Annotated in this window: 21 protein-coding genes; 12 read left to right on the plus strand and 9 right to left on the minus strand. The window is 53.4% G+C overall.

Features of this window, described 5'->3' with window-relative positions; translation table 11 throughout:
* Positions 1-528: 528 nt before the first annotated feature.
* Both K7X24_RS12190 and K7X24_RS12195 read right to left on the minus strand, forming a co-directional pair.
* Positions 529-1,095 carry a DcrB family lipoprotein gene (locus K7X24_RS12190; RefSeq protein ID WP_039474775.1) on the minus strand — a complete coding sequence of 189 codons (567 nt, stop codon included), beginning with the start codon at positions 1,093-1,095 and terminating at the stop codon, positions 529-531.
* Between the two features lie 436 nt (positions 1,096-1,531).
* Positions 1,532-2,209, minus strand: a complete 678-nt coding sequence (locus tag K7X24_RS12195; protein WP_224555125.1) for a 7-cyano-7-deazaguanine/7-aminomethyl-7-deazaguanine transporter — start codon at positions 2,207-2,209, stop codon at positions 1,532-1,534.
* 233 nt (positions 2,210-2,442) lie between these two features.
* On the opposite strand from K7X24_RS12195, the gene tusA reads away from it, so the two are divergent.
* Positions 2,443-2,688 (plus strand): sulfurtransferase TusA, encoded by a 246-nt coding sequence (gene tusA / locus K7X24_RS12200; protein ID WP_011095816.1) that lies wholly within the window; start codon positions 2,443-2,445, stop codon positions 2,686-2,688.
* Positions 2,689-2,818: 130 nt separating this feature from the next.
* Here tusA and K7X24_RS12205 read toward each other — a convergent pair whose 3' ends face one another.
* Entirely contained in the window at positions 2,819-5,173 is a 2,355-nt protein-coding gene (locus K7X24_RS12205) for a zinc/cadmium/mercury/lead-transporting ATPase (RefSeq protein ID WP_224555127.1), read from the minus strand.
* Positions 5,174-5,264: 91 nt separating this feature from the next.
* Entirely contained in the window at positions 5,265-5,894 is a 630-nt protein-coding gene (locus K7X24_RS12210; protein ID WP_103943650.1) for a lysoplasmalogenase, read from the minus strand.
* Positions 5,895-6,085: 191 nt separating this feature from the next.
* Between K7X24_RS12210 and K7X24_RS12215 the strand changes: the two genes are divergently transcribed.
* Positions 6,086-6,406, plus strand: coding sequence for a DUF1820 family protein (locus tag K7X24_RS12215; RefSeq protein ID WP_010306578.1), 321 nt, complete (start codon positions 6,086-6,088; stop codon positions 6,404-6,406).
* 72 nt (positions 6,407-6,478) lie between these two features.
* Here K7X24_RS12215 and K7X24_RS12220 read toward each other — a convergent pair whose 3' ends face one another.
* Both K7X24_RS12220 and rsmD read right to left on the minus strand, forming a co-directional pair.
* Positions 6,479-6,754, minus strand: coding sequence for a DUF1145 family protein (locus K7X24_RS12220; protein ID WP_161503027.1), 276 nt, complete (start codon positions 6,752-6,754; stop codon positions 6,479-6,481).
* A 29-nt stretch (positions 6,755-6,783) separates the two neighbouring features.
* The gene (gene rsmD, locus K7X24_RS12225; RefSeq protein ID WP_010306568.1) at positions 6,784-7,359 is read right to left on the minus strand and encodes a 16S rRNA (guanine(966)-N(2))-methyltransferase; all 576 of its coding nucleotides are present in this window, start codon (positions 7,357-7,359) and stop codon (positions 6,784-6,786) included.
* Between the two features lie 349 nt (positions 7,360-7,708).
* Between rsmD and ftsY the strand changes: the two genes are divergently transcribed.
* The 4 genes from ftsY to rpoH all read left to right on the plus strand — a co-directional run bounded on the left by ftsY (position 7,709) and on the right by rpoH (position 12,033).
* Positions 7,709-9,196: a signal recognition particle-docking protein FtsY gene (gene ftsY / locus K7X24_RS12230; protein WP_224555129.1), complete on the plus strand. Its 1,488-nt coding sequence runs from the start codon at positions 7,709-7,711 to the stop codon at positions 9,194-9,196.
* 5 nt (positions 9,197-9,201) lie between these two features.
* Positions 9,202-9,873, plus strand: a complete 672-nt coding sequence (gene ftsE / locus K7X24_RS12235; RefSeq protein ID WP_010306560.1) for a cell division ATP-binding protein FtsE — start codon at positions 9,202-9,204, stop codon at positions 9,871-9,873.
* Entirely contained in the window at positions 9,863-10,831 is a 969-nt protein-coding gene (ftsX, locus tag K7X24_RS12240; RefSeq protein WP_224555130.1) for a permease-like cell division protein FtsX, read from the plus strand. The genes ftsE and ftsX overlap by 11 nt, the downstream gene beginning before the upstream one ends.
* Positions 10,832-11,175: 344 nt before the next feature.
* The gene (rpoH, locus tag K7X24_RS12245; protein WP_010681389.1) at positions 11,176-12,033 is read left to right on the plus strand and encodes an RNA polymerase sigma factor RpoH; all 858 of its coding nucleotides are present in this window, start codon (positions 11,176-11,178) and stop codon (positions 12,031-12,033) included.
* An 83-nt stretch (positions 12,034-12,116) separates the two neighbouring features.
* Here rpoH and panM read toward each other — a convergent pair whose 3' ends face one another.
* Positions 12,117-12,563, minus strand: coding sequence for an aspartate 1-decarboxylase autocleavage activator PanM (gene panM / locus K7X24_RS12250; RefSeq protein WP_224555132.1), 447 nt, complete (start codon positions 12,561-12,563; stop codon positions 12,117-12,119).
* A gap of 404 nt (positions 12,564-12,967) precedes the next feature.
* Here panM and K7X24_RS12255 point away from each other — a divergent pair, with 404 nt between their 5' ends.
* From K7X24_RS12255 to K7X24_RS12280, 6 genes are all read left to right on the plus strand, one after another.
* Entirely contained in the window at positions 12,968-14,080 is a 1,113-nt protein-coding gene (locus K7X24_RS12255) for a branched-chain amino acid ABC transporter substrate-binding protein (RefSeq protein ID WP_039491946.1), read from the plus strand.
* Between the two features lie 157 nt (positions 14,081-14,237).
* Positions 14,238-15,164: a high-affinity branched-chain amino acid ABC transporter permease LivH gene (gene livH, locus K7X24_RS12260; RefSeq protein ID WP_039275912.1), complete on the plus strand. Its 927-nt coding sequence runs from the start codon at positions 14,238-14,240 to the stop codon at positions 15,162-15,164.
* A complete protein-coding gene (locus K7X24_RS12265; protein ID WP_224555134.1) occupies positions 15,161-16,435 on the plus strand; it encodes a high-affinity branched-chain amino acid ABC transporter permease LivM in 1,275 nt (424 codons plus the stop codon). Before livH ends, K7X24_RS12265 begins: the two co-directional genes overlap by 4 nt.
* Complete coding sequence (livG, locus tag K7X24_RS12270; protein ID WP_103862332.1) at positions 16,432-17,202, plus strand: high-affinity branched-chain amino acid ABC transporter ATP-binding protein LivG; 771 nt, start codon at positions 16,432-16,434, stop codon at positions 17,200-17,202. The genes K7X24_RS12265 and livG overlap by 4 nt, the downstream gene beginning before the upstream one ends.
* Before the next feature lie 5 nt (positions 17,203-17,207).
* The gene (gene livF / locus K7X24_RS12275) at positions 17,208-17,909 is read left to right on the plus strand and encodes a high-affinity branched-chain amino acid ABC transporter ATP-binding protein LivF (RefSeq protein ID WP_039363470.1); all 702 of its coding nucleotides are present in this window, start codon (positions 17,208-17,210) and stop codon (positions 17,907-17,909) included.
* A gap of 128 nt (positions 17,910-18,037) precedes the next feature.
* Positions 18,038-19,228, plus strand: a complete 1,191-nt coding sequence (locus K7X24_RS12280; RefSeq protein ID WP_224555136.1) for a PLP-dependent aminotransferase family protein — start codon at positions 18,038-18,040, stop codon at positions 19,226-19,228.
* 301 nt (positions 19,229-19,529) lie between these two features.
* On the opposite strand, the gene K7X24_RS12285 is transcribed toward K7X24_RS12280, so the two are convergent.
* On the minus strand, positions 19,530-19,964 hold the full coding sequence (locus K7X24_RS12285; protein WP_224555137.1) for a hypothetical protein: 435 nt from the start codon (positions 19,962-19,964) through the stop codon (positions 19,530-19,532).
* Between the two features lie 11 nt (positions 19,965-19,975).
* Positions 19,976-20,737 (minus strand): DNA-binding transcriptional repressor YgbI, encoded by a 762-nt coding sequence (gene ygbI, locus K7X24_RS12290; RefSeq protein ID WP_109225580.1) that lies wholly within the window; start codon positions 20,735-20,737, stop codon positions 19,976-19,978.
* Positions 20,738-20,785: the final 48 nt, after the last annotated feature.

The following is a 20,785-nucleotide window of genomic DNA, read 5'->3' on the forward strand; positions in this document are numbered from 1 at the left end:
TTTACGGTGAACTGTAATCCTGTACTGTTTGCCACCTGCTTTCTCCTTATTGTTATTCTTGTCCTGCTGCCACGGCTACCGCACACGCCGATGCGTTCCGCCGCTCCCCTGATGAAAAATGAAATACCCAGGCAAACCTAAGTTGGATGAGAATTACGCTTAAAAGAGGGATTCACGTCGCTGTGGGCAAACGTATGATGGAGTTGGGGCAATAGGCAGAATAATGAAAACGTTCCCTGTGACATCCTTGACATGAGTCCCTTGATAAAAAATGACGAGCAAAAGATAGCAGGTGGAATGGAAACTCAATAGTACGAAGAAAAGACTAAAAACAATCCAATCAATTGATTAGTATTGAAATAGTTTCATTTATAAGTAGGGGGTGCATAGAAAGAGGTCTGATCTTTTCCCCACGTTGGGATATGCAGGATGAGACTGTGTTTCTCAGGTTAAAAGCTAAGCTGGCAGGAGCAAAAATCCCCAATGAACTGGGGATTTGTTTATAAAGAGACGGGTGAAGGGGCTGGATTATTTCAGCTTCAGCGTGTGGATGATGCCTTCTGCTTCGCTCTGTGCCTGTTGCTGATTGCTGGCTGGCAGCGTGATCTGCAAGGTCAGCAGTTGGTTTTCCACTTTGCCCAGCACGACAGAGGAATAAGCCTGCTGTCCGCTGCTGGTGATAATGCTGTCGAGCTGTTGCAGTTTCTTGCCGTCAACGTCGATGGTTTTGTTGGTGACGACCTGAAGATTGGCATCACGCGTGCGTTGCTGGTCTTCCAGACGTTGTGCCAGCACGGTCAACTCTTCTGTGGTGTTGTCACCCAGAATCACGATGACGGCTTTCTGTCCATTATCATTGGCGTAAACGTGCATGTTGTTCGCCTGCGTACCGACTTTACCGCTTTGATCGCGCATATCGGCTGGCAGGGTAAATGCCACCTTGCCATTCATTAATTCAATATTCTGACCTGCGCTGGCTTCTGCGGCAGGTTTATCTTGCGCGCCCGATTTTGCAGCGTCATCCGTTTTGCCATCACAGGCAGCAAGCAGGCCGACAAGCAAGCCGACACCGAGGTATTTGATTACATTCGACATGGGATCCCTTTCTCTCGTTTTGAAACAGATAATCTTTCTATACCCTAAATAATTCGAGTTTCAGGCAGGCGGCAAGGGAAGGAATCCCGATGAACTTACTCAGGTAAGTGATTCGGGTGAGTGAACGCAGCCAACGCACATGCAACTTGAAATATGACGGGTATAAACAGGTAATAACAGTATGGCACCCTATTCAGATAGCAAAAACAAGCATTTTGTTGTTGCAAACCGTTGTTAGTACCTGCGTTATTTTTACAAAACGATGAGTGTATACCCTAAATAATTCGAGTTGCGTGAAGGCGGCAACTGCGGGAATCCCCAAGAGCTTATTCAGGTAAGTGACTGGGGTGAGTAAAGGCAGCCAACGCACGAGCAGCTTGAAGTATGACGGGTATATTAGGGAGAAAAGGCGGTGTAAATCGCCGCCCGATTGCCATTAACGGTGGCTGCTGACGGAACGGTAGTCGGCTGCGCCTTTCTGCTCACCTAGACGTTTAAGCACCATGTTCAGCATGACGCCGTACATCGGCAGGAAGAACGCCAGGCTGATCAGCAATTTGAAGGCATAATCCACCATCGCGATTTCAACCCAGTTTGCCGCCATGAAGGCATCGGTGCTGCGGTAAAACGCAATGAAGAAAAAGGCCAGCGTATCGCTGAAATTACCAAACACGGTCGACACAGCCGGAGCGACCCACCACGCACGCTTCTGGCGCAGGCGGTTGAAGACGTGAACATCCAGAATCTGGCCGAGAACATAAGCCATGAAGCTGGCGCAGGCGATACGCGCCACGACAATATTCACCTGACTTAACGCCTCGAATGATTGCCACGATCCCTGATAAAACAGGCACGACACCAGATAGGAAATCACCAGCGCAGGCACCATCACGGTCAGAATGATACGACGCGCCAGCGGCGCACCGAAAACCCGTACCGTCAGGTCAGTTGCCAGAAAAATAAACGGAAAGGTAAACGCGCCCCAGGTGGTATGAAAACCGAAAATCAATACCGGGAGCTGAACCAGATAATTACTCGACGTAATGATCAGGACATGGAACAACGATAGCCAGATCAGCGCCGTAAGCCGCTGCTGGGGAGTAAAACGATACATAATGTGACCTTTTTGGTTATTGGGGTTAGGGAACCCAAGGGATAACGTGCAGATTTATGCTGCAACGCGGCGGCATAATACGCAATTGCTTTGCTAATGCAATTATTTCGCTACGACCATGTGTTTTTCCAGGAAAAGATGGTTGTTTTCTGCGCAAACGTTGTCGTCGCTTGCGTCGGGAAATCCTCAGCGTAAACTAAGGCGGTTTTTTGATTCCAGCACTGAGAACGTTGATGACCGATCCCTTTACCAACCCGGATAAAACCCTTGATGCACAGGGGCTGCGCTGCCCTGAGCCTGTGATGATGGTGCGTAAGACGGTACGCCAGATGGAAACCGGGCAAACGCTGCTGATTATTGCCGACGATCCAGCCACCACCCGCGATATTCCCGGTTTTTGCGTGTACATGGAGCATGAGCTTCTGGCGCAAGAGACCGAGCAGGTTCCCTACCGGTATCTGCTGCGCAAAGGCCAATAATACGCAGTGCGTTATACTGCTGAGGTTTGTTATTAGGAGAAACACGGGGATGAGGTTCCCGTAGGGAGGCCTCACCCCGTGGTCGCTCCGTGTATCTCGATCCCTCAACCAACAGCCAGCAACGGTAATATCAGTCCTGTTTTCTCAACAGCCGTAGCGCGTTGGCGGTGACCAGCGCGGTTGCGCCGGAATCTGCCAGCACGGCGAGCCACAGTCCGGTAATACCCATAATGCTGGTAACCAGAAATACCGCTTTCAGCCCCAGCGCGATAGTCATGTTCTGACGGATATTGCGCTGCGTTGCCCGCGACAGGCTAATCATGGCGGCCAGCCCAGTCAGGCGACTGTGCGTTAAGGCGGCATCGGCCGTCTCCAGCGCCACGTCGGTACCGCTTCCCATCGCAATCCCGATCGTTGCCGCTTTCATTGCCGGTGCGTCGTTGATGCCGTCGCCCACCATCGCTACGGGATGCTGCTTGCTCAATTCGCTGACTGCCGTGACCTTGTCAGCAGGGAGCAGGCTGGCCCGGTAATCGATCCCTAATGTTGCCGCAATCGCTGCTGCTGCGCGGGGATTATCGCCGGTGAGCATGACGCCACGAATCCCTAACTGCTGCAAGGCATCCAGCGCCTCACGCGCATCGTGGCGTAGCGTATCGCTCAGTGCCAGCACGCCGAGCAGGTTGTCGTCTTCTTGCACCACCACGACGGTTTTCCCTTCGTTCTCCAGCGCATCAATCCGTTGCAACCAGCTTGCATCAAGCAGATCGGGCGCGACACGAGTCGGTGCGCTGACCTGAATCCGCTTGCCGCCTATCGTGCCTTCCACGCCGACTCCCGCCAGCGCTTTGCGGTTTTCTGCCATTGGCAGGAACGTGCTGCTGGATCGCGCATGCTGGACGATCGCTTTGGCAAGCGGATGGTGCGAACCGGATTCCACCGCAGCGGTGCGGGTTAGCAGCGCCGTTGCGCTAACGCCCGCAGCGGGCAATACGTCCGTCACCTGCGGCTTGCCTTCCGTCAGCGTGCCCGTTTTATCGAACGCGATAGTCTTGATGCTGCCCAGCGACTCCAGCGCCGCGCCACCTTTAATCAGCGCTCCACGACGCGTTGCGGCGGCTAGCCCCGACGTAATCGCCGCAGGCGTTGAGATCACCAGCGCACACGGGCAGCCAATTAACAGCAGCGTCAGGCCGCGATAAATCCACTCTTGCCACGGCTGCGCAAGCAGCAACGGCGGTACCAGAATCACCAGCAGCGACAGCAGCATGATGGCGGGCGTGTAGTAACGGCTGAACTTATCGAGGAAGCGCTCTATCGGCGCACGGCGCTCTTCCGCTTCTTCTATTAGTTGCAGAATGCGGTCAATAGCGCTGTTGCCCGGCTGTGACACCACCCGCAACTGCACAACCCGATCGACGCACAGGCTGCCTGCGGCAATTTTTTCACCGGGCGTACGTTCAACGGGAACCGATTCACCGGTCAGCGCGCTTTCATCAAAGCTAGCGTCGCTGTTCAAGAGCTCCGCATCGGCGGGGAGTCGTCCACCGGGGGCGACTTCAATCACGTCACCGGGAACCAGACTGGCGACGGGAACGAGGCGTCGCTGCCCATTGCTGACGACCGTGGCATCTTCGGGAAGCAGTGCCATCAGCGCCGTTACGCCCCGTCGTGCGCGGTTTGCCGCGTAAGATTCCAGATGTTCGCCTAGCATAAACAGCAGCAGGATGACGGTGGCTTCGGTGGTGGCGCCAATCAAGAGCGCTCCAATGGAAGCCACGCTCATCAGCGTTTCAATCGCGAAGGGCGTACCCGTGCGAATGAGCTGCACCGTTTTTTTCAGGATCGGGATCAGCCCGACAATCGTGGTCGCGATAAACGCGATCTGCCCGCCGCGCTCGCTTAGCAGGGAAAGTCCCCAGCTCGCAGCAGCCAGCAGAGTGAAAAGTATTAAGAAACCATATTCATGTACAAAACGACGTGCGGTCGAGGTGTCGGGTGGGGCGAGGGGGAGTGCGGTGTCCTGCAAGGCGAAGCCCGCTTGCTGAACGGCATGTTGAACCTGAAGTCGGATATCGGTGTTGGCATCAACAACCAATTTTTCGGTGGCGAACAGTACTTTGGCCTGTTCAATTCCGGTGAGATTTTTTACTGCATTTTCGATTTTACGTGCGCAGCTGGGACAATCCATCCCGCTGATTTTCCAGCTAAAACGCTGGTGGGATCGGGGCCTGTCGCTGTCTCCGCTGTCGGGGTCGTCTGAATCCGCGCTACCGCCGCTGTCTGACGACTGTTGCTCTGTGCCACACGCGCTCTGTACTACGGCATCAGACGTGTGTTTGGTTGAACAGCAGCTGTGGTCTGCGTGGTTTGAATGCTGCGTGTGTTCGTTGCAGCAACTTTTGGCGCGGCGTGGCGCGTGGTGAACGCTGTTATTGCAGCAGGCTGATTTCTCAGCGCTGTGGTTATGCTGATGAGAGTGCATCTCTTCCTCCGTTGTTAGTGACTTACATACTCATCAGGAACTTTACACCGCTGCTTAATGCTTAGCCAGATTTTCGTGAGCGCCGCGAACGTCAGAAATAGAGGGAGCGAACGATCAGGAAATGGCCGCCAAAATAGCCCGCTGCCACAATCGCCTGATGGGCGCGGAACGGAAAACGGTAATGGTGAATCAGCCAGACTGCATGGGCGATAAACAGCAGTACGGTACCTGTCAGCAGGGAGAAATTCGCGTTTGTCCCCAGCGCAAAATAGCGCTCGCCTGCAATCCAGACCATCAGCGTCGTCATGATGATAAAGGCGCAAGCGGGCCAGCGCTGTGCGTCCAATCGCCCCCAGATAACGGCGATCAGGATCGCAGCCAGAATAACGAGCGTTAGTGCCAGCGGCCAAAAGAACGTGAGTGAAATCTGTCCGGTAAAAAAGCTAATGGTGTACAGCAAATGCGAGAGGAAATAGGCGCCAAATGCGTAAAGCAGACGCTGAGTCGGCAGCAACAGCAGAGTGTCTGCGACCAGCGTGGCCAGCAGCCCCAGCACAATCAGATAGCCCGGCACACCAAGCAGCGGCATCTGCCAGGCTAGCGCCAGCAGCAGTAGCATCGTGACGGGTTTGAATAACCAACGCTGCCACGTTGGCCCACGGTAGCTGGCGTCCACATACAACCAACCAGAAAAAAGCACAGCAATAAATGACCAAAGCATAGCGTGTCCTTTTTGTGTTTTTGTTTGTGTCAGAATAAAAATAAACCGTTCTTTGTTCAGTGTAGGGGATTGTGGGGAAGTTAAACAACACGGGGTGAGACGGATGCGACTTCTGTGAGCTTCATGTTATGTTATCGCCTGTTTTTATTGTAGATGGGCGCCGCGAAGTCTTGAAGGGAGCATTGTGTTGAATGAGTAATGAATCCGCGCTTTATCGTATTCAATTTATAAATAACGGTAAGAATTACCAACTTTACGTGCGTGAGTTGGTGCAGAGCAGCCTGTTCGGTTTTATTGAAATCGCCGACTTCGTGTTTGATAGCCAGTCTACGGTGTTGGTTGACCCGTCAACCGAGAAACTGAAAACGGAATTCTCTGGCGTTAGCCGCAGTTTCATCCCTCTACAGGCGATCATTCGCATTGATGCCGTGACGGAAAAGGGCAGCGCTCGCATTTCTGATTTAGGCGATAACGTTGCCGCGTTCCCTTATCTTCCCGGCAAGAAACCCTGATTTTCTCGGCGCGTGTCCTTTGAGCTAAAGGGCACGCGCTTTATTCGCTTTGTGCCCCAGCAGAAGTAGCGATTACGGCTTCGGTGGCTTAGGCTGCTTTTTCTGCCACGCCAGCAGCTCAAACACGCCAAAAAGGAAAATGCGTGCCTGAAGCGCGCGGCTCAGCGCGGGACTGTCTTTCGGCTGGCTGGATTTTAACAGCAGCAGTTGAAAACCATGCATCAGGATCATAAACACCATCGCCACGGTCATGAAGATATTCAACGGCTTGGGAAACGGCTGAATCAGGTTAAGCAACAAAAATCCCCACACGCCCAGCATCAATAATCTGCCAAGGTTAATCAAAATCATCTCTTACCCTTACGTCGCTGCGAAGATCACTGACGGATATATAAACGGTAGGCGACCTGGCCCGCAATTTTTTCACGGTGCAGTTGCCAATTTTCCGGGATAGTCAGCTGCGCATTTTCCGCCTCTGTTTCTACGTAAATCCACGCGTCGGGTGCCAGCCAGCCCTGTTGTTCCAGCAGAGCAAGCGTGTTGTTCAGCAGTTCTTTGCGAAACGGTGGATCGAGAAACACAACGTCAAACGGCGTGCCCGGCTTCGCCAGCCAGCTCAGGGCATCAGTATTGACCACCTCGGCGTTTTCCGCCCGAAGCAGCGCCAGATTTTGCGTTAACTGCTGCGCGACTGCACGCTCCATCTCCAATAATGTGGCGTGCGCAGCATAACGAGAAAGGGCTTCTAGCCCGAGCGCACCGCTGCCAGCAAAACAGTCCAGACAGCGCGCCTGTTGAATGACGGGAGCCAGCCAGTTAAACAGCGTTTCCCGCACGCGATCGGTGGTGGGACGTAAACCGGGGCTATCAGGAACCGGAAGTTTTCTGCCGCGCCATTGACCACCGATGATTCGGATTTGTCCGGCGGCTGACGATGCATTTTTTTTAGCCATAGCTCACAGGGTTATTGTTGTGCCGCATCATCATGGTGTGGATGCGGGCAGGAAATTTCTGGCGCTATTCTAGCGGCGGTTACGTGTAGAGGGAATGTTAAGATGGACGTTAAGGCGCTTAACCCAAAATTTTGTGCTGTCTGCGGCCTTTCGATCACGTACGGTGTTTGACACACTTCGTTACGGACATTGCCTTTCGTTACGAAGATTGTCGGCAGCGCGGAGAATTGTCTGCCATTGCCCCCGTTGGCCGCGTGTTGCTGTCGGCAGGAAAGTGTTAAACTTGTTGTTTAAATATGATTTTCATTGATTGATTCGCTGCGGTGAGCAGCGTGGAGCGCGATCGCACATGTCAAAAGAAAAGAAGCGCGGTTTTTTTTCCTGGCTGGGATTAGGGAAACAGGAAGAAAAACAACAAGAGCAACCGCAAGAGCAGCCGGTTGTCGAAGAACAACCTTCAGCAGCAGAGTCGGATGCTGCAGCATCGGCTCACCAGACCGTTGAACATGCGCCGGAACTGGTAGAGAAGCCACTGGCAGAAGCGCCTCTCGTTGAAGAAAAGCTAAAGGTTGAAGCGGAAGCATTGACCCAACCGGTCGCCGAGCGTGAGGTTACCGCCGCGGCAGACGCATCAACCACCGCCGCCCCAGAAGTTAACGCTTCTGAATCCATTATTTCTGAACCAGCTGCATCTGCCCCGACTATTTCTGAACCAGACGATCGTGACGCGATCGAACATGACAGTTTCGATCGGGATATCGCCGATCCGATCGTGCACACCGAGATCGCCGAAAGTGCGACGGTGGCTGATGCTGAGCCAGACGTTGCGCAGCAGGAAGAGCAAGAATACGAAGAACCAGAGCAGGCACAGCCAGATGATGTTCCGGCTGTGGCGCAAGAGCAGGAACGTCCGACGAAAGAAGGTTTCTTCGCTCGCCTGAAACGCAGTCTGGTAAAAACGCGCCAGAACCTCGGTTCCGGATTTATCGGATTGTTTCGCGGTAAGAAAATCGACGACGATCTGTTTGACGAACTGGAAGAACAACTGCTGATTGCCGATGTCGGGGTTGAGACGACCCGTAAGATCATCGGTAGCCTGACGGAGCACGCTAGCCGCCGCCAACTGAAAGATGCTGATACGCTTTTTGTGAAGCTGAAAGAAGAAATGGCGGAGATTCTTGCTAAGGTGGACGCCCCGCTGAATATCGAAGGCAAAACGCCGTATGTCATTCTGATGGTTGGCGTTAATGGCGTGGGTAAAACCACCACCATCGGGAAAATGGCACGCCAGTTCCAGGCACAGGGCAAGTCCGTGATGCTGGCGGCGGGTGATACTTTCCGTGCGGCGGCGGTCGAGCAACTTCAGGTCTGGGGACAGCGCAATAACGTGGCGGTCGTGGCGCAGCATACGGGGGCGGATTCGGCATCGGTGATTTTCGATGCGATTCAGGCAGCGAAAGCGCGCGGCGTTGATGTTCTGATCGCCGATACCGCGGGTCGCTTGCAGAACAAAGCGCACCTGATGGAAGAGCTGAAAAAGATTGTGCGCGTGATGAAAAAGCTAGACGAAGACGCGCCGCATGAAGTGATGCTGACGCTGGATGCGAGCACCGGACAGAACGCGGTGAGTCAGGCCAAGCTGTTTAATGAAGCGGTTGGGCTGACGGGAATTACCTTAACTAAGCTGGACGGTACCGCGAAAGGCGGGGTGATTTTCGCCATTGCCGACCAGTTCGCTATTCCTATCCGCTATATTGGGGTAGGTGAAGGTATTGAAGATTTACGGCCATTCAAGGCCGACGATTTTATTGAGGCACTTTTTGCCCGAGAGGATTAAAACGGATGATTCGTTTTGAACAGGTCAGTAAAGCTTACCTCGGTGGGCGTCAGGCATTGCAAGGGGTGGATTTCCATCTGCGCCCAGCGGAAATGGCGTTCCTGACCGGCCATTCCGGCGCAGGGAAAAGTACCCTGCTGAAACTGATTTGTGGCATTGAACGTCCCAGCGCGGGTCAGATTTTGTTTGGCGGCCACAATATCAGCCGCCTGAAAAAACGCGAAGTCCCGTTCCTGCGACGCCAGATCGGCATGATCTTTCAGGATCACCATCTGTTGATGGAGCGCACGGTCTATGACAACGTCGCGATGCCGCTCATCATCGCGGGTGCCAGCAGTGAGGATATCCGCCGCCGGGTATCCGCCGCGCTGGACAAGGTTGGCCTGCTGGATAAAGCGAAGAACTATCCTATCCAGCTGTCCGGCGGTGAACAGCAGCGTGTTGGCATTGCGCGCGCGGTGGTGAACAAACCTGCAGTGTTGCTGGCGGATGAACCGACCGGCAACCTGGATGAAGCGCTGTCAGAAGGCATTTTGCGCCTGTTTGAAGAATTCAATCGTGTTGGCGTCACGGTCCTGATGGCGACGCATGATACTGGGCTTATCGCCCGCCGTAATTACCGTGTGCTAACGCTGTCGGATGGCCGCATGGTGGGGGGAAACCACAATGGCGAATAACGTCCGTAATGCGAAAAAGCCTGTCGCAAAAGCGAAAGCGCTGCGCGGTGGCTGGCAAGAACAGTGGCGCTATGCCTGGACCAATACGCTGGCTGATATGCTGCGCCAGCCGCTGGCTACCTTTCTGACCGTGATGGTCATCGCTATTTCGTTGGCGTTGCCCAGCATCTGCTATCTGGTCTGGAAAAACGTCAGTCAGGCGGCCACGCAGTGGTATCCCTCGCCGCAACTGACGGTGTATCTGGATAAATCACTGGATGACAACGCGGCGCAGGCGGTTATCACGCAGCTTCAATCTGAAGACGGCGTCGATAAAGTCAATTATCTGTCGCGCAATGAAGCAATGGGCGAGTTCCGCAACTGGTCGGGTTTTGGCGGCGCGCTGGATATGTTGGAAGAGAATCCGTTGCCAGCTGTGGCAATTATTACGCCGAAAATGCGCTTTCAGGACTCCACCACGTTGACGACGTTGCGCGACCGTGTGGCTGCGACGCAGGGCGTGGATGAAGTACGGATGGATGACAGCTGGTTTGCGCGGCTGGTGGCGTTGACTAATCTTGTTGGGCAAATTTCCGCGACGATTGGCATCCTGATGGTCGTTGCCGTTTTTCTGGTGATCGGCAACAGCGTGCGTCTGAGTATTTTCAGCCGTCGCGAAACCATCAACGTGATGAAGCTGATTGGTGCGACGGACGGCTTTATTCTGCGTCCGTTCCTGAATGGTGGAGCGGCAATGGGCGTGGGTGGCGCGGTGCTGTCGCTGATTTTATCACAGGCGCTGGTCTGGCAGTTGGATGCGGTGGTGGCGCAGGTTGCTGCTGTTTTCGGTACGACGTTTGCCGTCAAGGGGCTGAGCTGGGATGAGTCCCTGCTGCTGTTGTTAATCGCTGGCATAATTGGCTGGCTGGCCGCCTGGCTGGCGACGGTGCAACATTTACGCCGTTTTACACCACAGTAAGCTTTTTCTGCTATAATTCCCCCCTGTAATTCAGACAGTATTGCAGGGGGAAACCTCCTCAGCGACATCTCTTCTTTATACTTTCCGCTGTGTTTTCCCCTTTGGTTTATCGTGCGTTACCGACCCGTTTGATCTCTGGCATGAGGTGAATAAAATGATAGGAACTTGCGAGCGAAATCACAGTCTGAATAGACAGCTTTTAGAATTTGAAAAACCCGATTTTAGGGGTTTAATAAATAAGCTGTAAGGTGCCGCATTTTGCCATTTTCGCGCAAAACGATACGGTGAAGCAGTGCTAAGATAGCCGACTGCAATATGATGAGTAGAACAACTGAGAGGGTTGAATGACCAAAGATATGCAAACTTTCACCTTAGTTCCCCAAGGCAGTCTGGAAGGGTATATTCGTGCCGCCAATGCCTATCCGATGCTGACGGCGGAGGAAGAGCGGGCACTGGCTGAACGACTGCACTATCAGGGCGATCTGGAGGCTGCTAAGCACTTGATTCTGTCACACCTGCGGTTTGTTATTCACGTTGCCCGCAATTATTCCGGCTACGGCTTGCCACAGGCGGACCTGATTCAGGAAGGGAACATCGGCCTAATGAAAGCGGTACGTCGCTTCAACCCTGAAGTTGGCGTGCGTCTGGTTTCTTTCGCCGTGCATTGGATCAAAGCAGAAATTCATGAATACGTGCTGCGTAACTGGCGTATTGTGAAAGTGGCGACCACCAAAGCACAGCGTAAGCTGTTCTTTAACCTGCGTAAGTCTAAAACGCGCCTCGGCTGGTTTAATCAGGATGAAGTCGAACTGGTGGCACGTGAACTTGGCGTGACCAGCAAAGATGTACGCGAGATGGAATCCCGCATGGCGGCGCAGGACATGACGTTCGATCCGACGCCGGAAGAAGATTCGCACGACGGCAAGGCGATGTCGCCGATGCTTTACCTACAGGATAAATCGTCTGACTTTGCTGATGGCATTGAAGAAGATAACTGGGAAACGCATGCGGCCGATAAGCTCACCTACGCGCTGGAAGGGCTGGATGAACGCAGCCAGCACATTATTCGCGCCCGCTGGTTGGATGATGACAACAAATCTACCTTGCAGGAGCTGGCCGATCAATACGGCGTTTCCGCAGAGCGTGTGCGTCAGTTAGAAAAGAATGCGATGAAAAAACTGCGAGCGGCAATAGAAGCCTAATCGCTCTCATCGTCTCTTTCTGTAGCGACCGGGTAATTCCCGGTCGTTTTGTTTTTGTCTGATGTCAATTCGCAGAGCTTGAGTTATGGCTTCTCTGGATTGAGTTGGTCAAGAATCAACGGTGTTTCTTTTCTACGAATATAGCGCCAGCCGCCGGACACCGGTGAGAAACCGCAAGACACCATAAACCGCGCCAGCACTTCTTCTTTGATCGCGGCATGATCGGCCGTGGCCAGCCACCACTCTTTAACATCAGGAAGCTGACGTCGCACTTCATCAAGCAAAAGTTGCCCTACGCCCCGCCGCCGCGTGACTTCCCGCACCATCAGATCGCTCAGTTCCGCATATTCTCCTTCAAGCTCGACCAACACGCCGCCTAACAACCGATCGTTAAAACGGGCGGCAAATAATCGCCGATCGAGCATGAGCCCTTCTTCGAGTAAATCAATGTTCTGATGCGGCCAAATTTTCGCCAGATCAATTTTATCCTGGGGGCTGAATCGGGTGAGGCATTCAACGGTTAGTTTCATTTTTATCGGCACTCCATCATATGAGTGAAGAATAATGTAGTTGTTTTGTAGTGGATCAGTTGTGTAATTTGAGCGCTATGGTTAATAGGGCAAATGTTTTTCTCATTCTTTGTTTTTCGAGTAATCCATCAACAATTAATGCACAAAGCAGAATATCTGACTATATATAAATTGAATGCTGGTTTTTGCATCTGGCATTTTGTGCTGTTTGTTCCGCTTGTTTCTGACAATGTGAGTTGATTTGCAGCATAATATTCCTGTTTAATAATATGAAAAATAAAGCCTTATTAGAAATCATTACTAATAATAACCTAAGCCTTTCTTACTTATAAGAAAATAGCAGGTTATGGCAGAAGGCGGTCAGGTTTTCGGCAATATCCATAATGACAGATGGGGTAAAAAGAATGAAATTCAGTAAAGGTAAAGTATTGCTGATGGGTTGTATGGCTGCGGCGTTGAGTCACGCGGTCAGCGCTGCCGATATTAAGGTTGCCGTTGTGGGTGCCATGTCTGGCCCCGTTGCACAGTATGGCGATATGGAGTTCATTGGCGCACGTCAGGCCATTGAAGACATTAACGCAAAAGGCGGCGTAAACGGTAACAAGCTGGTCGGCGTTGAATATGATGACGCGTGCGACCCTAAGCAGGCGGTTGCCGTCGCGAACAAAGTCATCAATGACGGTATCCGTTATGTGATTGGCCATCTGTGTTCCTCCTCAACGCAGCCTGCGTCTGATATCTATGAAGAAGAAGGCGTGATCATGATTACGCCTGCGGCAACCAACGCCGACTTAACCACGCGCGGCTACAAAATGGTGCTGCGCACGACGGGGCTGGATTCCGATCAGGGGCCAACCTCAGCAAAATACATTGTCGAAACCCTCAAACCGCAGCGCATCGCCGTGGTTCATGACAAACAGCAATATGGTGAAGGCCTAGCCCGCTCTGTTCAGGATAGCCTGAAAAAAGCCGGTGCGAATGTTGTGCTGTTTGAAGGTGTGACGGCGGGTGATAAAGATTTCTCCACGCTGGTTGCGCGTCTGAAGAAAGAGAACGTCGATTTCGTTTATTTCGGCGGCTACTACCCAGAAATGGGACAGATTCTGCGTCAGGCGCGTCAGGCTGGCATGACCACCAAATTCATGGGCCCGGAAGGCGTGGGTAACTCGTCACTGTCTAACATCGCAGGCGATGCCTCTGAAGGTATGCTGGTGACGCTGCCGAAGCGTTACGATCAGGTTCCTGCTAACCAACCGATTGTCGATGCGCTGAAAGCCAAGAAATTGGATCCAACCGGTCCGTTTGTCTGGACGACCTACGCCGCGCTGCAATCGCTGACCACGGCGATGACGCGTACGGGTAGCGATGCGCCGGAAAAACTGGCCGCGGATCTGAAAGCGAACCCTGTGGATACAGTAATGGGACCATTAAGCTGGGATGCAAAAGGCGACCTGAAAGGGTTTGAATTTGGCGTATTTGAGTGGCACAAAGACGGTACGTCCAGCGCAGTGAAATAATCATCATGCCGGAGGCGGGTAATGGGTGAAGACGCCGTTGTCTGCCTCTTCGGCGTGGAGAGTATTCTTCGCTCGCTGAGTGTATACCACTACTAATCCCTCAATACCGAAGCCCCCGTTGCCGCAAGGCGCGGGGGCAGCATTTAAGGTTTAAGGTATGTCCGAGCAGTTCCTTTACTTTTTTCAGCAGATGTTCAACGGCCTGACGTTGGGCAGCACCTATGCGCTGATCGCCATTGGCTACACCATGGTTTACGGCATTATCGGCATGATTAACTTCGCACACGGCGAAGTGTATATGATCGGTAGCTACGTCTCCTTTATTGTGATTGCGGCCCTGATGATGATGGGTATCGATGCTGGCTGGCTCCTGATTGGTGCCGCTTTCATTGCCGCTGTGGTCATTTCCAGCGCCTACGGCTGGAGTATCGAACGGGTGGCTTACCGACCTGTTCGAACGTCAAAGCGTCTGATTGCGCTGATTTCTGCCATCGGGATGTCAATTTTCCTGCAAAACTACGTCAGCCTGAATCAGGGCTCGCGTGATGTTGCGCTGCCGAGTCTGGTGACCGGCCAGTGGGTGCTAGGCGAAAGCAATGGCTTTGCCGCGACGATTAGCACCATGCAGTTGACCATCTGGATTGTGACGTTCCTCGCCATGCTGGCACTGACGTTATTTATTCGCTATTCCCGTATGGGTCGCGCCTGCCGTGCCTGTGCGGAAGACCTGAAAATGGCTAGCCTGTTAGGGATTAGCACCGATCGCGTGATCTCCCTGACCTTCGTCATTGGCGCACTCATGGCCGCCGTTGCGGGCGTGCTGCTGGGACAATTCTACGGCGTTATCAACCCCTATATCGGCTTTATGGCCGGAATGAAAGCCTTTACCGCAGCGGTGCTGGGCGGAATTGGCAGTATTCCTGGCGCGATGATCGGTGGGCTGATTTTGGGTGTAGCCGAAGCGCTGACGTCCGCTTACCTGAGCACGGAATACAAAGATGCGGTGTCGTTTGCGCTGCTGATTGTGGTGCTGCTGGTGATGCCAACCGGTATTCTGGGTCGCCCGGAGGTTGAGAAAGTATGAAACAGCTCAACCTGTTTAATGCGTTGGTTTCCGCGTTCATGCTGCTGGTGCTGGCCTCGTTTTTAATGGGCATGCAACTGGCGCTGGATGGCACCAAGTTGGTGGTGCGCGGTGCCGATGAAGTCCGCTGGTATTGGATTGGCGCGGGCTGCATCGTGGTGTTCTTCTTCCAGTTGATTCGCCCGTTCTTCCAGCAAAGCATCAAGAAATTCTCTGCACCGTCTTTGGTGCTGCCGAGTTTTGATGGCAGTACGCCACGGCAGAAGATATTAGCTGCGGCGTTGATTATCGCGGCTATCGCCTGGCCGTTTCTGGTATCGCGCGGTTCGGTAGATATCGCCACGCTCACGCTGATTTACGTGATGCTGGGTCTGGGCTTGAACGTTGTGGTTGGTTTATCCGGTCTGCTGGTATTGGGCTACGGCGGGTTTTACGCCATTGGCGCGTACACCTATGCGCTGCTGAATCACTATTACGGCTTGGGCTTCTGGGAAAGTCTGCCGCTGGCGGGCATGGCGGCGGCGCTGTCCGGCTTCCTGCTAGGGTTCCCAGTGCTGCGTTTGCGTGGTGACTATCTGGCGATTGTGACGCTCGGGTTCGGCGAGATTGTCCGTATCCTGCTGCTGAACAACACTGAAATTACCGGTGGTCCGAACGGCATCAGCCAGATCCCTAAACCGACCTTCTTTGGTCTGGAATTTGGCCGCAGCGCGCGCGATGGCGGTTGGGATACGTTCCACAACTTCTTCGGTCTGCAATATGACCCCAGCGATCGCGTCATCTTCCTGTATCTGGTCGCGCTGCTGCTGGTCGTGTTAACTCTGTTTGTGATTAACCGCCTGCTGCGTATGCCGTTAGGGCGTGCCTGGGAAGCGCTGCGTGATGATGAAATCGCCTGTCGTTCTCTGGGGCTGAGCCCAACGCGCATCAAGCTGACCGCCTTTACCATCAGCGCCGCGTTCGCCGGTTTTGCCGGTACGCTGTTTGCCGCGCGTCAGGGCTTCGTCAGCCCGGAATCATTCACGTTCGCTGAATCTGCCTTTGTGCTAGCCATCGTTGTGCTGGGTGGAATGGGCTCGCAGTTTGCGGTCATTCTTGCTGCAATCTTGCTGGTCGTCTCCCGCGAACTGATGCGCGATCTGAATGAATACAGCATGCTGTTGCTGGGTGCGTTGATGGTTCTGATGATGATTTGGCGTCCGCAAGGCCTGCTGCCGATGAAGCGTCCTGAGATGAAGTTGAAAGTCGCGAAGAAGGAAGAGCAAGCATGAGCACGCAGCCACTATTATCAGTCAGAGGTCTGATGATGCGTTTTGGCGGCCTGCTGGCGGTCAACAATGTTGAAATGGACATTCATGCTGGCGAAATCGTCTCGCTGATCGGCCCGAACGGGGCGGGGAAAACCACGGTCTTTAACTGCCTGACCGGTTTTTATCGCCCAAGCGGCGGCACTATCATGCTGCGCGATCGTCATCTGGAAGGGTTACCCGGACAGGCGATTGCCCGAATGGGCGTGGTGCGCACATTCCAGCACGTTCGCCTGTTCCGTGAAATGACGGTGATCGAGAACCTGCTGGTGGCACAGCATCAGCACCTGAAAAGCGGCGTATTTGCCGGGCTGTTGAAAACGCCGGGCTTTCGTCGTGCGGAAGCAGATGCGCAAGAGCGCGCCGCGGTGTGGCTGGAGCGTATCGGCCTGCTGGATTTAGCGAACCGTCAGGCGGGGAATCTGTCTTACGGCCAGCAACGCCGTCTGGAAATCGCCCGCTGCATGGTGACGCGGCCTGAGCTGCTGATGCTGGATGAGCCTGCGGCCGGCCTGAACCCGAAAGAAACTGACGAGTTAAATCAGCTGATTGCGGAACTGCGCGATAGCCATCAGGTGTCCGTTTTGTTGATTGAACATGATATGAAACTGGTGATGGGAATTTCCGACCGGATTTATGTTGTCAATCAGGGAACGCCGCTGGCACAAGGCACTCCAGCTGAAATTCGTAACAACCCGGATGTCATCCGTGCATATCTGGGTGAAGGATAACGTTTATGCTGTCATTACATCAGGTTTCGACCCACTACGGAAAAATTCAGGCGCTGCATCAGGTGAGCCTGCATATTAATCAGGGCGAGATTGTTACGCTGATCGGCGCGAACGGTGCCGGTAAAACCACACTGCTGGGCACGCTGTGCGGCGATCCGCGCGCGACGGAAGGCACCATCACGTTTGATGGCAAGGACATCACGAACTGGCAGACCGCGCAGATTATGCGTGAAGCTATCGCGATTGTGCCGGAAGGGCGTCGCGTCTTTTCTCGCATGACGGTAGAAGAGAATCTGGCGATGGGTGGGTTTTTTGCCGAGCGCGATCAGTATCAGGAGCGCATTGCGCGCGTCTACGATCTGTTCCCGCGTCTGTATGAACGACGCGCCCAGCGTTCCGGCACGATGTCAGGCGGTGAACAGCAGATGCTGGCGATTGGCCGTGCGCTGATGAGTCAGCCGCGTTTACTGCTGCTGGACGAGCCATCGCTGGGTCTGGCACCGATCATCATCCTGCAAATTTTCGACACGATCCAGCAACTGCGCGAAGAGGGCATGACCATCTTCCTGGTAGAGCAAAACGCCAATCAGGCGCTGAAACTGGCAGACCGGGGTTATGTACTTGAAAACGGCCATGTCGTGTTGGAAGATACCGGTGCGGCATTGTTAGCTAATGAAGCGGTACGTTCGGCCTATCTGGGCGGATAATTTTAGAGCAGATCTACCCTAAATCGTTCGAGCGGCGGAACGCCAACGCGCAGGCTGTTTGAAGGATGACAGGGGGAATCGTTATCGGGCCGGTTTATCGGCCTGTTTCGTAGAAGGGTTAAGAAGAGATGGCCATTGAAGGGTTGTTAGCGCACCGCATCGCTCAGTTAAAAAGTTCTGCCATCCGTGAACTGCTGAAACACAGCAAGATGGAAAATATTATCTCGCTGGCTGGTGGGATTCCGTCAGATGCATTATTTGATTTCGAAGGGCTAAGTCAGGCCACGCAGTTAGCGATTACCGAACAGCCGAAAACGGCATTCCAGTATGGTTTAACCGAAGGCAGCGGCGTGTTGCGCGATCGCATTGCCGAACTGTGTGCCGTACGCGGCGTAAAAACGCGCGGTGACGATATTGTCGTGACGGCCGGTTCACAGCAGGCGCTGGACCTGATCATGCGTGCGATGGTCGATCCGGGCGACGTGTTCGTCGTTGAACGCCCGACTTATCTGGCGGCACTGCAAACGCTGGAACTGGCGCAGGCGCAGGTGATGTCGGTGTCATCCGATGCCGACGGCATGGTCGTTGATGAGCTGGAAGAGCTGTTGAAGAAACAGCGTATCAAAGGCGTTTATATCGTTCCGAACTTCGGTAACCCGAGCGGCGTGACGCTGAGCTATGAACGTCGCCTGAAATTGATTCAACTGGCGGAGCGCTACGGTTTTGTCATTATCGAAGACGATCCCTATGGTGAGTTACGCTTCACCGAAGAGCGCAACCCGACGCTGTTCCAACTGGCGCAGGAGCAACTGGGTAGCACGGAATACGTGCTGTATACTTCTACCTTCTCGAAAGTGCTGGCTCCGGGGCTGCGTCTTGGCTGGGCGATTCTGCCAGATTGGCTGCTGCATAAAGTGGCGATTATCAAACAGGCCGCCGACCTGCATGCCAGTTCGCTGTCGCAGACCGTCGCGGAATGCTATCTGGGACTGGGACGCCTGGATACGCAGATCGAAAAAATTCGCCACGCCTATAAGCACAAAGGCGAACTGCTGGCACAGCTGGTCGAGAAGGAACTGGGTGATGTGATCACCTTCAACCAGCCGAAGGGCGGGATGTTCCTGTGGGCGAAGTTCCGTCAGGACGATTTCAACACGACGGAATGGCTGAAGAAGACGCTGGAGCAGGGCGTTGTGTTCGTGCCGGGCGAGTTCTTCTTCCCAGACAATATCGATTACTCAACGCTGCGTCTGTCATTTGCGACCGCAACGGATGAGCAAATGCATGAAGCGGTGGCACGCCTGCGTCGGGCGCTGTAATTACTGATAGCGGGCAACCTGTTAATGTAAAAAGCCGCTGATATTTCAGTAATGCCGATCAGTTAAGGATCGGTTGAACGATCCAATAACTGTATAAAAATCCCGAAATGTTCTTCGTTTCCGGATTTTTTTTACAGGTTTTCACTAAACATGGACGACAACAGGCGAAAGCCGATTGATGCTGCATGAAATTGCCGCGAATCAAAAGCGGTTTCATAACCAGCCACTATCGTAATGAAGGCTAGAGTAACGGTATGAAACCATAAGGTTATATTAAACACTCTGACTACCACGCTCAGGGCTATTTTCGAATGACATCAACAATAACGGTTTTAGGATCGTTGATGATTCCTATATGTATCGTTTTATCTGAATCCGTAGACTTCCAATACTCACCCATCGTGTCTGTGTCACTCAGCGTAAAACCAAGCGACGCTAGATAGCTGTGTATGTTTGTCGCGTCATTGGTGTTTTGAAACGTAATATTGCTGACTTCCAACGCAGGGCCATCAATCGTTGCATAGCCAAAATCATAGAGAGAAGAAATGCGCGGGCAATTTTTAATGATGTCGTCCGTCAGCATTTCATATCGTCGGGTGTCCTGTTCCGTGTAGCGAGAACTCCCTTCCGTCAGAATAACCATTGCAGGCCAATAATAGATAAGGGGCAAGGCAATTAGGATCGATATACTTAACAGTATGCTTATTCTTCTTTTCGTATTATAAAACATTTGCATAAACAACCCCCTCACCCCGCCACCAGCACCTCAACCCCCATTTTACCTAGCGCTTCTTGGGCAGCGGCGGGCAGGCCGTCGTCGGTGATGATGCTGTCGAATACGTTGAGCGGCGTGGCGAGGTGGGTGGCGATGCGGCCGTATTTTGAGGTGTCGCACAGCAGTACGCGTTTTCTGCTGGCTTCTACCGCCGCGCGTTTCACCACGACTTTGTCTTCATTCGGCGTGGACAGTCCGCGCAGGCTCCATGAGGAGGCGGAGATAAAGGCGATGTCGATAAACAGGTTGCGCAGCGCCTGCGCCACCGCTTCGCCGATGCAGGATCGGTTTTCCCGACACAGCGTGCCGCCGGTGTGGATCATGCGACACTGGCTGGACTCAATCAGAAAGGCCGCGATCGCAAAGTCGTTAGTGACAATCAGCAGATCGTCACGCTCGGCCAGTTCACGCGCCAGCGATAGCGTCGTGGTGCCCGCATCCAGATAAATACAGCTATTGAACGGGATATGCTGCGCCGCCAGCTTGCCAATCGCCTCTTTCTGCTGGCTGAACATCACAGATTTATCCTGATGCGATGGCTCAATCGCCAGCCGTTCAGGCGAACGCACGCCACCGGAAACGCTCAGCAGCAGTCCGTCCTGCTCCAACTTTTGCACATCGCGCCGTACCGTCATATGCGACACGCCCAACCGCTCGGTCAGTTCGTTAATGCTTACCGCGCCGCGTTCGGCGATCAGCGCCAGAATCTGTTGATGACGTTCTACTGGAATCACGCTGTCCGTTCCCTGTTTGATTGTGCTGGTCTGATGAATATGGGGTTG

This window comes from Pectobacterium versatile, from assembly GCF_020166435.1.
GTDB classification, from domain to species: Bacteria; Pseudomonadota; Gammaproteobacteria; order Enterobacterales; family Enterobacteriaceae; genus Pectobacterium; species Pectobacterium versatile.

What these genes read in the sequence shown, in the direction of transcription:
- K7X24_RS12190 (WP_039474775.1), bottom strand. Translation starts at nt 1,095, where the DNA reads ATGTCGAATGTAATCAAATACCTCGGTGTCGGCTTGCTTGTCGGCCTG.
- K7X24_RS12195 (WP_224555125.1), bottom strand. Translation starts at nt 2,209, where the DNA reads ATGTATCGTTTTACTCCCCAGCAGCGGCTTACGGCGCTGATCTGGCTA.
- tusA (WP_011095816.1), top strand. Translation starts at nt 2,443, where the DNA reads ATGACCGATCCCTTTACCAACCCGGATAAAACCCTTGATGCACAGGGG.
- K7X24_RS12205 (WP_224555127.1), bottom strand. Translation starts at nt 5,173, where the DNA reads ATGCACTCTCATCAGCATAACCACAGCGCTGAGAAATCAGCCTGCTGC.
- K7X24_RS12210 (WP_103943650.1), bottom strand. Translation starts at nt 5,894, where the DNA reads ATGCTTTGGTCATTTATTGCTGTGCTTTTTTCTGGTTGGTTGTATGTG.
- K7X24_RS12215 (WP_010306578.1), top strand. Translation starts at nt 6,086, where the DNA reads ATGAGTAATGAATCCGCGCTTTATCGTATTCAATTTATAAATAACGGT.
- rsmD (WP_010306568.1), bottom strand. Translation starts at nt 7,359, where the DNA reads ATGGCTAAAAAAAATGCATCGTCAGCCGCCGGACAAATCCGAATCATC.
- ftsY (WP_224555129.1), top strand. Translation starts at nt 7,709, where the DNA reads ATGTCAAAAGAAAAGAAGCGCGGTTTTTTTTCCTGGCTGGGATTAGGG.
- ftsE (WP_010306560.1), top strand. Translation starts at nt 9,202, where the DNA reads ATGATTCGTTTTGAACAGGTCAGTAAAGCTTACCTCGGTGGGCGTCAG.
- ftsX (WP_224555130.1), top strand. Translation starts at nt 9,863, where the DNA reads ATGGCGAATAACGTCCGTAATGCGAAAAAGCCTGTCGCAAAAGCGAAA.
- rpoH (WP_010681389.1), top strand. Translation starts at nt 11,176, where the DNA reads ATGACCAAAGATATGCAAACTTTCACCTTAGTTCCCCAAGGCAGTCTG.
- panM (WP_224555132.1), bottom strand. Translation starts at nt 12,563, where the DNA reads ATGAAACTAACCGTTGAATGCCTCACCCGATTCAGCCCCCAGGATAAA.
- K7X24_RS12255 (WP_039491946.1), top strand. Translation starts at nt 12,968, where the DNA reads ATGAAATTCAGTAAAGGTAAAGTATTGCTGATGGGTTGTATGGCTGCG.
- livH (WP_039275912.1), top strand. Translation starts at nt 14,238, where the DNA reads ATGTCCGAGCAGTTCCTTTACTTTTTTCAGCAGATGTTCAACGGCCTG.
- K7X24_RS12265 (WP_224555134.1), top strand. Translation starts at nt 15,161, where the DNA reads ATGAAACAGCTCAACCTGTTTAATGCGTTGGTTTCCGCGTTCATGCTG.
- livG (WP_103862332.1), top strand. Translation starts at nt 16,432, where the DNA reads ATGAGCACGCAGCCACTATTATCAGTCAGAGGTCTGATGATGCGTTTT.
- livF (WP_039363470.1), top strand. Translation starts at nt 17,208, where the DNA reads ATGCTGTCATTACATCAGGTTTCGACCCACTACGGAAAAATTCAGGCG.
- K7X24_RS12280 (WP_224555136.1), top strand. Translation starts at nt 18,038, where the DNA reads ATGGCCATTGAAGGGTTGTTAGCGCACCGCATCGCTCAGTTAAAAAGT.
- K7X24_RS12285 (WP_224555137.1), bottom strand. Translation starts at nt 19,964, where the DNA reads ATGCAAATGTTTTATAATACGAAAAGAAGAATAAGCATACTGTTAAGT.